Raw genomic sequence first — 11,239 nt, forward strand, 5'->3', positions numbered from 1 at the left:
AACGGGGCGGAGTTTCACCAGAAAAAAGGAATCAGGCTACTCATGGGCGAACTGGCCAAAGAAATCCTCCCGGTCAACATCGAAGACGAACTGAAACAGTCCTACCTCGACTACGCCATGAGCGTGATCGTCGGGCGTGCCTTGCCGGATGCGCGCGATGGTCTCAAGCCCGTGCATCGTCGGGTGCTGTTCGCCATGAGCGAACTGGGCAACGACTGGAACAAGGCGTACAAGAAATCCGCCCGTGTGGTCGGTGACGTGATCGGTAAATATCACCCTCACGGTGATACCGCCGTATACGACACCATCGTACGTATGGCTCAGCCGTTCTCGTTGCGTTACCTGCTGGTCGATGGCCAGGGCAACTTCGGTTCGGTGGACGGCGACAACGCCGCGGCCATGCGATACACCGAAGTGCGCATGACCAAGCTGGCCCACGAGTTGCTGGCCGACCTGCACAAGGAAACCGTCGACTGGGTACCCAACTACGACGGTACCGAGCAGATCCCGGCGGTCATGCCGACCAAGATCCCCAACCTGCTGGTCAACGGTTCCAGCGGTATCGCCGTGGGCATGGCGACCAACATTCCGCCGCACAACCTGAGCGAAGTCATCGACGGCTGTCTGGCCCTGATCGACAATCCGGAGCTGACGGTCGATGACCTGATGCAGTACATCCCGGGGCCGGATTTCCCCACTGCGGGCATCATCAACGGTCGTGCCGGCATCATCGAGGCCTACCGTACCGGTCGCGGGCGTATCTATATTCGCGCTCGTGCCGAAGTCGAGGACATCGACAAGGTTGGCGGCCGCCAGCAGATCGTGGTGACCGAGCTGCCTTACCAGCTGAACAAGGCGCGTCTGATCGAGAAGATCGCCGAGCTGGTCAAAGAGAAGAAGATCGAAGGCATCACCGAGCTGCGCGACGAGTCCGACAAGGATGGTATGCGCGTGGTCATCGAGCTGCGTCGCGGCGAAGTGCCCGAGGTGATCCTCAACAACCTCTACGCCCAGACCCAGATGCAGAGCGTGTTCGGCATCAACGTCGTGGCGCTGATCGACGGCCAGCCGAAGATCCTCAACCTCAAGGACATGCTCGACGCGTTCGTTCTGCACCGTCGTGAAGTGGTGACCCGGCGTACCGTGTTCGAGCTGCGCAAGGCGCGTGAACGTGGCCACATCCTCGAAGGCCAGGCGGTCGCGCTGTCCAACATCGACCCGGTCATCGCGCTGATCAAGGCCTCGCCGACGCCGTCCGAAGCCAAGGAAGCGCTGATCACCACGCCATGGGAATCGACCGCCGTAGAGGCCATGGTCGAACGTGCCGGCGCCGACTCCTGCCGTCCGGAAAACCTCGATCCGCAGTTCGGTCTGCGCGATGGCAAGTACTACCTGTCGCCGGAACAGGCCCAGGCGATCCTCGACCTGCGCCTGCACCGCCTTACCGGCCTGGAGCACGAGAAGCTGCTGGCCGAGTACCAGGAAATCCTCACCCAGATCGGCGAGCTGATCCGCATCCTCACCAGCGCCGTGCGCCTGATGGAAGTGATTCGTGAGGAGCTGGAAGCGGTCAAGGCCGAGTTCGGCGACAGGCGCCGTACCGAGATTCTCGATTCGCGTCTGGATCTGACTCTCGGCGATATGATTCCCGAAGAAGAGCGCGTGGTGACCATCTCTCGTGGTGGCTATGCCAAGACCCAGCCGCTGACCTCGTACCAGGCCCAGCGCCGCGGTGGCAAGGGCAAGTCGGCGACCGGCATCAAGGATGAGGATTACATCGCTCACCTGCTGGTCGCCAACAGTCATGCCACGCTGCTGCTGTTCTCCAGCAAGGGCAAGGTGTACTGGCTCAAGACTTACGAAATTCCCGAAGCATCCCGCGCCGCGCGCGGCCGTCCGCTGGTCAACCTGCTGCCGCTGGACGAAGGTGAATACATCACCACCATGCTGCAGATCGACCTCGAAGCCCTGCAGCAGCAGAACGGTGGCGCCGATGACGACCTGGACGATGCCGACGATACGGTGATCGAAGGCGAGGTGGTCGAAGCCGAAGAAGCCGGTGAAGTAGCCGAGGTCGAAGAAGTCGACGGCGAAACCGCCGAGCTGGTGGCCGAGCCGACCGGTGCCTACATCTTTATGGCCACCGCTTTCGGTACCGTGAAGAAGACCCCGCTGGTGCAGTTCAGCCGCCCACGCTCCAACGGCCTGATCGCCCTGAAGCTGAAGGAAGGCGACACCCTGATCGCTGCCGCCATCACCGATGGCGCCAAGGAAGTCATGCTGTTCTCCGATGCGGGCAAGGTGATCCGCTTCGCTGAAGGCGTGGTGAGGGTCATGGGGCGTGGTGCCCGTGGTATCCGCGGCATGCGTATCGGCAAGGAGCAGCGTCTGATCTCCATGCTGATCCCCGAGTCCGGCGCGCAGATTCTCACTGCCTCCGAGCGCGGCTTCGGCAAGCGCACCGCGCTGAGCAAGTTCCCGCGTCGCGGTCGTGGCGGCCAGGGCGTGATCGGCATGGTCACCAAGGAGCGTAACGGCAAGCTGATCGGCGCCATTCAGGTGCAGGACGGCGAGGAGATCATGCTGATTTCCGACCAGGGCACCCTGGTACGTACCCGCGTCGACGAGGTTTCCAGTTCCGGCCGTAACACCCAGGGCGTGACCCTGATCAAGCTGGCCAAGGACGAGAAGCTGGTCGGCCTGGAGCGCGTGCAGGAGCCGTCCGAGGAAGACATCGAAGAAGCATTGGACGAAGAGGGCAATCCGATCGTCGTCGCCGAAGTCGATGAAAACGCTGTTGGCGAAGAGCCGGCAGCAGAGGGCGGCGAGCAGGCCGAGGAAGAACGCGACGCATAATCGCGCCGCTTTGCCTGTAGCACCAGGGTGCTGCAGGCAGCATTTCGCCAGGTAGATGTAGCGCTGTAACCAGACAGTCAAGCGAGAGTGAATTGTGAGCAAGCGAGCCTTTAACTTCTGCGCCGGCCCAGCCGCGCTTCCCGAAGCTGTTCTGCAGCGTGCCCAGGCCGAGCTTCTCGACTGGCAGGGCAAAGGCCTGTCCGTCATGGAAATGAGCCATCGCAGTGATGAGTACACCGCCATCGCCGAAAAGGCCGAGCAGGATCTGCGCGATCTGCTGACCATTCCCTCCGACTACAAGGTGTTGTTCCTGCAAGGCGGGGCCAGTCAGCAATTCGCTGAAATTCCGCTCAACCTGCTGCCTGAAGACGGTACGGCCGATTACATCGATACCGGCATCTGGTCGAAGAAGAGCATCGAGGAGGCGCGTCGCTACGGCAACGTCAACGTCGCCGCCAGTGCAAAGGCCTACGACTACTTCGCCATTCCCGGGCAGAACGAGTGGCAACTGTCCAAGGGTGCCGCCTACCTGCATTACGCCAGCAACGAAACCATCGGCGGTTTGCAGTTCGACTGGACTCCGGAGGTCGGCGATGTACCGCTGGTGGTCGACATGTCGTCCGATATCCTTTCGCGTGAAATCGACATATCCAGGTTCGGCCTGATCTATGCCGGCGCCCAGAAGAATATCGGGCCGAGCGGCCTGGTGGTCGCGATCATCCGTGAAGACCTGCTCGGTCGTGCGCGTAGCGCCTGCCCGACCATGCTCAACTACAAGATCGCCGCCGATAATGGCTCGATGTACAACACCCCGGCGACCTTCTCGTGGTACCTGTCCGGCCTGGTCTTCGAATGGCTGAAAGAGCAGGGCGGTGTCGCGGTAATGGAGCAACGCAACAAGGCCAAGAAGGATCTGCTGTACGGCGTGATCGACGCCAGCGACTTCTACAGTAACCCGATTGCCGGCAATGCCCGTTCGTGGATGAACGTGCCGTTCCGCCTGGCTGACGAGCGCCTGGACAAGCCGTTCCTGGCCGGCGCCGATGCCCGTGGCCTGCTCAATCTCAAGGGCCATCGCTCGGTTGGCGGCATGCGCGCTTCCATTTACAACGCCGTGGGCCTGGATGCAGTGCAGGCCCTGGTCGCTTACATGGCGGAGTTCGAGAAGGAGCACGGCTGATGACGGATGTAGCCTCGGATCAGGCGCTGCAGGCCCTGCGGGTACGCATCGACAATCTCGATGAACGAATCCTCGAGCTGATCAGCGACCGCGCGCGCTGCGCCGAAGAAGTGGCGCGGGTGAAGATGGCCACCCTGGCAGAAGGCGAGGTGCCGGTGTTCTACCGTCCCGAGCGTGAAGCCCAGGTACTCAAGCGGGTGATGGAGCGTAATCGCGGCCCGCTCGGCAATGAGGAAATGGCGCGGCTGTTCCGCGAGATCATGTCCTCCTGCCTGGCCTTGGAGAATCCCCTGAAGGTCGCCTATCTGGGCCCGGAAGGCACCTTCTCCCAGGCTGCAGCGATGAAGCATTTCGGTCACGCGGTGATCAGCCAGCCCATGGCGGCGATCGACGAAGTGTTCCGCGAAGTGGTGGCCGGTGCCGTCAACTTTGGTGTGGTGCCGGTCGAGAACTCGACCGAAGGTGCGGTCAACCACACCCTCGACAGCTTCCTCGAGCACGATCTGGTGATCTGCGGTGAAGTGGAGTTGCGTATCCACCACCATCTGCTGGTCGGCGACGCCACCAAGACCGATCGGATTACCCGCATCTACTCCCACGCCCAGTCCCTGGCCCAGTGCCGCAAGTGGCTGGACGCGCATTACCCGAACGTCGAGCGCGTGGCGGTTTCCAGCAACGCCGATGCCGCCCGCCGGGTGAAGAGCGAATGGAATTCGGCTGCCATTGCCGGTGATATGGCGGCCAACCTGTACGACCTGACCCGTCTTGCCGAAAAGATCGAGGATCGCCCGGACAACTCCACGCGCTTCCTGATCATCGGCAACCAGGAAGTCCCGCCGACTGGCGATGACAAGACCTCGGTGATCGTCTCCATGCGCAACAAGCCGGGCGCGCTGCATGAGTTGCTGGTGCCGTTCCACCAGAACGGCATCGACCTGACTCGCATCGAAACCCGGCCGTCGCGCAGCGGCAAGTGGACGTACGCCTTTTTCATCGACTTCGTCGGCCACCACCGCGACCCGCTGATCAAGGACGTACTGGAAAAAATCAACCAGGAAGCCGTGGCGCTCAAGGTGCTGGGTTCCTATCCCAAAGCGGTACTTTAAACAGCAGCTGCAAGCTGCAAGCCACAAGCTGCAAGTGAGCGGCGTTCTGGCTGCTAGCTTGTGGCTTATAGCTTGAGGCTTGTCGCTATGTCTTGTGATTTCATCGCCCTGGCCCAGCCGGGCGTGCAAAAGCTGTCGCCCTATGTGCCAGGCAAGCCAGTGGATGAGTTGGCCCGCGAACTGAATATGGATCCGGCCCATATCGTCAAACTGGCCAGTAACGAGAACCCGCTTGGCCCCAGCCCGAAAGCACTGGAGGCCATCCGCGCCGAGCTGGATGAGCTGACCCGCTATCCGGATGGCAACGGCTTCACTCTGAAGACCCTGCTGGCCGAGCGTTGTGGCGTCTCCACCGCTCAGGTGACCCTGGGTAACGGCTCCAACGACATCCTCGAGCTGGTCGCTCGCGCGTACCTGGCCCCTGGTCTGAATGCCGTGTTCAGCGAGCATGCGTTCGCCGTATACCCGATCGCCACCCAGGCCGTTGGTGCCCAGAGCAAGGTGGTGCCGGCCAAGGCGTTCGGCCATGACCTGCCGGCCATGCTGGCGGCCATCGATGCCAATACCCGCGTGGTATTCATCGCCAACCCCAACAACCCGACCGGCACCTGGTTCGACACCCAGGCGCTGCGCGACTTCCTCGCCGGTGTGCCGGAAAACGTGCTGGTGGTGCTGGACGAGGCCTACATCGAATACGCCGATGGCGATGAACTGCCGAACGGCCTGGATTTCCTGGCCGGTCATGCCAATCTGCTGGTCTCGCGTACCTTCTCCAAGGCTTACGGCCTGGCGTCGCTACGCGTCGGCTACGGCCTCAGCTCGACTCAGGTCGCCGATGTACTGAATCGCGTACGTCAGCCGTTCAACGTCAACAGCTTCGCCCTGGCCGCGGCCTGCGCAGCGTTCGACGATGTCGACTACCTGGCGCGTAGCCGTGAAATCAACGCCGCCGGCATGCTGCAGTTGCAGGAAGGTTGCCGCGAACTGGGCCTGGGCTGGATTCCGTCCAAGGCCAACTTCCTGGCCATCGACTTCGGTCGTGATACCGCTGCGATCAATCAGGGACTGTTGCGTGAAGGCGTGATCGTGCGGCCGGTTGCCGGCTACGGTATGCCCAACCACCTGCGCGTTTCCATTGGCCTGCCGGCCGAGAACGCCCGCTTCCTGGAAGCGCTGCGCAAGGTGCTGAACGCGTGACGGAACGCAAGACACCGGCAATCAAGCCGCTGGTCGAACGTCTGGTCGTGGTTGGTCTGGGGCTGATCGGCGGCTCCTTCGCCAAGGGCCTGCGCGCCCGTGGGGTGTGCCGCGAGGTGGTTGGCGTCGACCTGGATCCGCAGTCGCGGCGTCTGGCCGTCGAACTGGGTGTGGTCGACCGTTGTGAGGAACAGTTGGCTGCCGCTTGTCAGGGTGCCGATGTGATCATGCTGGCCGTACCTATCCTGGCCATGGAGCGCTTGCTCGGCGAGCTCGCGAAGCTGGATCTGGGCGCCGCCGTGCTGACCGATGCCGGCAGCGCCAAGGGCAATGTGGTGCGCGCTGTCGAGGCTGCATTCGGTGTTGTGCCTGCGCGGTTCGTGCCGGGCCACCCGATTGCCGGCTCCGAGCAGAGCGGTGTCGAGGCGGCCAATGGCGAGCTGTTCAAGCGCCACAAGGTGATTCTTACACCGTTGGCGCATACCGATGCCGTGGCCCTGCAGCGAGTCGATCAGTTGTGGCGCGAACTGGGTGCGGACGTCGAGCACATGCAGGTCGAGCACCATGACCAGGTACTCGCTGCCACCAGCCATCTGCCGCATCTGCTGGCCTTTGGTTTGGTCGACTCGTTGGCCAAGCGCAACGAAAATCTGGAAATCTTCCGCTACGCCGCCGGCGGCTTCCGCGATTTCACGAGAATCGCCGGCAGCGACCCGGTCATGTGGCACGACATCTTTCTCGCCAACCGCGAGGCCGTGCTGCGCACTCTGGATGTATTTCGCGATGATCTCGACGCCTTGCGCGACGCGGTCGACGCAGGGGACGGGCATCATCTGCTGGGCGTATTCACACGCGCCCGCGTGGCCCGCGAACATTTCAGCAAAATACTGGCCCGTCGGGCCTATGTGGACGCTATGCACTCGAACGATCTGGTTTTCCTGGCTAATCCTGGTGGCAATGTCCGTGGGCGTATCCGCGTTCCAGGCGACAAGTCCATCTCCCACCGCTCGATCATGCTCGGCTCGCTGGCCGAAGGCACTACCGAGGTCGAAGGCTTCCTCGAGGGTGAAGATGCCCTGGCGACCCTGCAGGCCTTCCGCGATATGGGTGTGGTCATCGAAGGCCCGCACCATGGCCGCGTGACCATTCATGGCGTTGGCCTGCACGGTCTGAAGCCGCCACCCGGCCCGATCTACGTGGGCAACTCGGGTACATCGATGCGTCTGTTGTCCGGCCTGCTGGCTGGTCAGCCGTTCGACGTGACCATGACCGGCGACGCTTCGCTGTCCAAGCGCCCCATGAACCGTGTAGCCAATCCGCTGCGCGAAATGGGCGCCGTGGTCGAGACTGGCCCGGACGGGCGTCCGCCGCTGACCATCCGTGGTGGCCAGAAGCTCAAGGCGCTGACCTACACCTTGCCGATGGCCAGTGCCCAGGTGAAGTCCTGCCTGCTGCTGGCTGGCCTGTACGCCGAAGGCGTCACCACCGTTACCGAGCCAGCCCCGACCCGTGATCACACCGAGCGCATGCTTCGCGGCTTCGGCTACGCCGTGGAGTCCAAAGGGCCGGTGGCTTCCCTGCAGGCCGGTGGCAAGCTGACGGCAACCCGTATCGAAGTGCCTGCGGACATTTCCTCGGCCGCGTTCTTCCTGGTGGCAGCCTCCATTGCCCAGGATGCCGAACTGCTGCTCGAGCACGTTGGCATCAACCCGACCCGTACTGGCGTCATCGACATCCTGCGCCTGATGGGCGGTGACATCACCCTGGAAAACCAGCGTGAAGTCGGCGGCGAGCCAGTTGCAGATCTGCGTGTGCGTGGCGCCAGGCTCAAGGGCATCGAGATTCCTGAAAATCTGGTGCCATTGGCCATCGACGAGTTCCCGGTACTGTTCGTGGCTGCGGCCTGCGCCGAAGGCCGCACCATTCTGCGTGGCGCCGAAGAGCTGCGAGTCAAGGAGTCCGACCGCATTCAGGTCATGGCCGATGGCCTGATCAGCCTGGGTGTGAAGTGCGAGCCAACCCCGGATGGCATCATCATCGATGGTGGTCAGATCGGTGGTGGCGAAGTGTACAGCCATGGCGATCACCGTATCGCCATGGCCTTCAGTGTCGCCTCCTTGCGCGCTACGGCGCCGATCCGTATCCATGACTGCGCCAACGTCGCGACCTCGTTCCCCAACTTCCTCGCACTGGCCGAACAGGTTGGCATTCGCGTGGCTGTGGAGGGGCAGCAATGAGCCTCAACGCGCCGGTGATCACCATCGATGGGCCGAGCGGCTCGGGTAAAGGCACGGTTGCCGGCCTGCTGGCCAAGCAGCTCGGCTGGAGCCTGCTGGACTCCGGTGCGTTGTATCGCCTGCTGGCGTTCTCCGCACGCAACCACGGTGTGGATCTGACCAACGAAGAGTCGCTGAAACTGCTGGCCGCTCACCTCGATGTGCAGTTTCTCGCCGCTGGTGACGGCAAGCCGCAGCGCATCATCCTCGAAGGCGAGGAGGTGACCGATGCCATCCGCAACGAGCAGGTCGGCGCCGGTGCTTCGCAGGTCGCTGCACTGCCGGCGGTGCGCGACGCATTGCTGCAACGTCAGCGTGCTTTCCGTGAAGCGCCCGGCCTGGTGGCCGACGGTCGCGACATGGGTACCGTGGTATTCGTCGATGCGCCGTTGAAGGTTTTCCTGACCGCCAGCGCCGAGGAACGGGCCAATCGACGTTACCTGCAGTTGAAGGCCAAGGGCGATGATGTTAATCTCGCGAGTCTTCTCGATGAGATTCGGGCGCGCGACGAGCGCGATACCCAGCGGGCGGTGGCTCCGCTCAAGCCGGCAGCCGACGCAATCCAGCTGGATTCCACTGAATTATCCATCGAGCAGGTGCTTGAAAGAATCCTGAGCGAAGTCGCCAATCGCGACCTCGCCGGTTGAAAAGAGCCACTTTCGGCTCGCAAGGGAGGCATACGGGGAACCAGTCCCAGTCCCGTAGGCCTCTTTTTATATGAACGAACCCGCATTGTCTGGAATGCGGAGCAGGGCGAATCCCCGCCCGATCCAACAGGAATCAACATGAGCGAAAGCTTTGCAGAACTTTTTGAAGAAAGCCTGAAAACCCTGGACATGCAGCCGGGTGCCATCATCACTGGCATCGTGGTAGACATCGACGGCGACTGGGTTACCGTTCACGCTGGCCTGAAATCCGAGGGCGTCATCCCTCTGGAGCAGTTCTTCAACGAACAAGGCGAGCTGACCATCAAGGTCGGTGACGAAGTCCACGTTGCGCTGGACGCGGTTGAAGATGGCTTCGGTGAAACCAAGCTGTCCCGCGAAAAAGCCAAGCGCGCCGAGTGCTGGATCGTCCTGGAAGCAGCTTTCGCCGCTGAGGAAGTGGTCAAGGGCGTTATCAACGGTAAGGTTAAAGGCGGCTTCACTGTCGACGTTAACGGCATCCGTGCGTTCCTGCCAGGTTCCTTGGTCGATGTCCGTCCGGTGCGTGATACCACTCACCTGGAAGGCAAAGAGCTCGAGTTCAAGGTCATCAAACTCGACCAGAAACGCAACAACGTTGTCGTTTCCCGTCGTAGCGTCCTGGAAGCCGAAAACTCCGCAGAGCGCGAAGCACTGCTGGAATCGCTGCAGGAAGGCCAACAGGTCAAGGGTATCGTCAAGAACCTCACCGACTACGGCGCATTCGTGGATCTGGGTGGCGTCGACGGCCTGCTGCACATCACCGACATGGCCTGGAAGCGTATCAAGCACCCGTCCGAGATCGTCAACGTTGGCGACGAGATCGACGTCAAGGTTCTGAAGTACGATCGCGAGCGTAACCGTGTTTCTCTGGGCCTGAAGCAACTGGGCGAAGACCCATGGGTTGCCATCAAGGCTCGTTACCCGGAAAGCACCCGCGTCGTTGCGCGCGTGACCAACCTGACCGACTACGGCTGCTTCGCAGAGCTGGAAGAAGGCGTGGAAGGCCTGGTACACGTTTCCGAAATGGACTGGACCAACAAGAACATCCACCCGTCGAAAGTCGTTCAGGTTGGCGACGAAGTGGAAGTCATGGTTCTGGACATCGACGAAGAGCGTCGTCGTATTTCCCTGGGTATCAAGCAGTGCAAGACCAACCCATGGGAAGACTTCTCCGGCCAGTTCAACAAGGGTGACAAGATCTCCGGCACCATCAAGTCGATCACCGATTTCGGTATCTTCATTGGTCTGGACGGCGGCATCGACGGCCTGGTTCACCTGTCCGACATCTCCTGGAACGAAGTCGGCGAAGAAGCCGTACGTCGTTTCAAGAAGGGCGACGAGCTGGAAACCGTCATCCTGTCGGTCGACCCAGAGCGCGAGCGCATCTCCCTGGGCATCAAGCAACTGGAAGAAGATCCGTTCTCCGACTACGTTGCAGTCAACGACAAAGGCACTATCGTTCGCGGTACTGTGAAAGAAGTTGACGCCAAGGGCGCGATCATCACCCTGGCCGAGGGCATCGAAGCCACTCTGAAAGCCTCCGAAATCAGCCGTGACCGCGTTGAAGACGCGCGTAACGTTCTGAAAGAAGGCGAAGAAGTCGAGGCCAAGATCATCAGCGTGGATCGCAAGAGCCGCGTGATCAGCCTGTCCGTCAAGTCGAAAGACGTTGAAGACGAAAAAGAAGCAATCAAGGAAATGCGTAAGCAGGAAGTTGAAACTTCCGGTCCGACCACCATCGGTGATCTGATCCGCGCGCAAATGGAAAACCAGAACTAAGTTCGGGTAATCCAGCGAAAAAGGGCGACTTCGCAGACTGTGTGAAAACCTAGCAGTCTGAAGGCGAGTTGAAGACAATGCCTCTATCGGTTGATAGGGGCATTGTCGTTTATGGGCTATATCCAGGGCGAAGGTCGCGAGCAAAGCAGCCTGTTTCCG

Annotated in this window: 7 protein-coding genes; all 7 read left to right on the forward strand. The window is 61.5% G+C overall.

The features are described from left to right. The first annotated feature begins 42 nt into the window (after nt 1-42). The 7 genes from gyrA to rpsA all read left to right on the forward strand — a co-directional run bounded on the left by gyrA (nt 43) and on the right by rpsA (nt 11,080). A complete protein-coding gene (gene gyrA / locus DNK06_RS20860) occupies nt 43-2,856 on the forward strand; it encodes a DNA gyrase subunit A (RefSeq protein WP_131181912.1) in 2,814 nt (937 codons plus the stop codon). A 94-nt stretch (nt 2,857-2,950) separates the two neighbouring features. Then, nucleotides 2,951-4,036 carry a 3-phosphoserine/phosphohydroxythreonine transaminase gene (gene serC / locus DNK06_RS20865; RefSeq protein ID WP_131181913.1) on the forward strand — a complete coding sequence of 362 codons (1,086 nt, stop codon included), beginning with the start codon at nt 2,951-2,953 and terminating at the stop codon, nt 4,034-4,036. Beyond that, complete coding sequence (gene pheA, locus DNK06_RS20870; RefSeq protein ID WP_131181914.1) at nt 4,036-5,142, forward strand: prephenate dehydratase; 1,107 nt, start codon at nt 4,036-4,038, stop codon at nt 5,140-5,142. Before serC ends, pheA begins: the two co-directional genes overlap by 1 nt. Nucleotides 5,143-5,229: 87 nt before the next feature. Continuing rightward, a complete protein-coding gene (gene hisC, locus DNK06_RS20875; protein ID WP_131181915.1) occupies nt 5,230-6,339 on the forward strand; it encodes a histidinol-phosphate transaminase in 1,110 nt (369 codons plus the stop codon). Beyond that, on the forward strand, nt 6,336-8,576 hold the full coding sequence (locus DNK06_RS20880) for a bifunctional prephenate dehydrogenase/3-phosphoshikimate 1-carboxyvinyltransferase (RefSeq protein WP_131181916.1): 2,241 nt from the start codon (nt 6,336-6,338) through the stop codon (nt 8,574-8,576). Before hisC ends, DNK06_RS20880 begins: the two co-directional genes overlap by 4 nt. Continuing rightward, entirely contained in the window at nt 8,573-9,262 is a 690-nt protein-coding gene (gene cmk / locus DNK06_RS20885; protein ID WP_131181917.1) for a (d)CMP kinase, read from the forward strand. The genes DNK06_RS20880 and cmk overlap by 4 nt, the downstream gene beginning before the upstream one ends. A gap of 138 nt (nt 9,263-9,400) precedes the next feature. Further along, nucleotides 9,401-11,080, forward strand: a complete 1,680-nt coding sequence (rpsA, locus tag DNK06_RS20890) for a 30S ribosomal protein S1 (RefSeq protein ID WP_131181918.1) — start codon at nt 9,401-9,403, stop codon at nt 11,078-11,080. Nucleotides 11,081-11,239 lie beyond the last annotated feature (159 nt).

Origin of the sequence: Phytopseudomonas daroniae, assembly GCF_004327285.1 — a bacterium.
GTDB lineage: Bacteria > Pseudomonadota > Gammaproteobacteria > Pseudomonadales > Pseudomonadaceae > Aquipseudomonas > Aquipseudomonas daroniae.

Bases quoted from the DNA above. Each gene is read 5' to 3' on its own strand.
- cmk (WP_131181917.1), top strand. From the start codon at position 8,573: ATGAGCCTCAACGCGCCGGTGATCACCATCGATGGGCCGAGCGGCTCG.
- gyrA (WP_131181912.1), top strand. From the start codon at position 43: ATGGGCGAACTGGCCAAAGAAATCCTCCCGGTCAACATCGAAGACGAA.
- hisC (WP_131181915.1), top strand. From the start codon at position 5,230: ATGTCTTGTGATTTCATCGCCCTGGCCCAGCCGGGCGTGCAAAAGCTG.
- rpsA (WP_131181918.1), top strand. From the start codon at position 9,401: ATGAGCGAAAGCTTTGCAGAACTTTTTGAAGAAAGCCTGAAAACCCTG.
- pheA (WP_131181914.1), top strand. From the start codon at position 4,036: ATGACGGATGTAGCCTCGGATCAGGCGCTGCAGGCCCTGCGGGTACGC.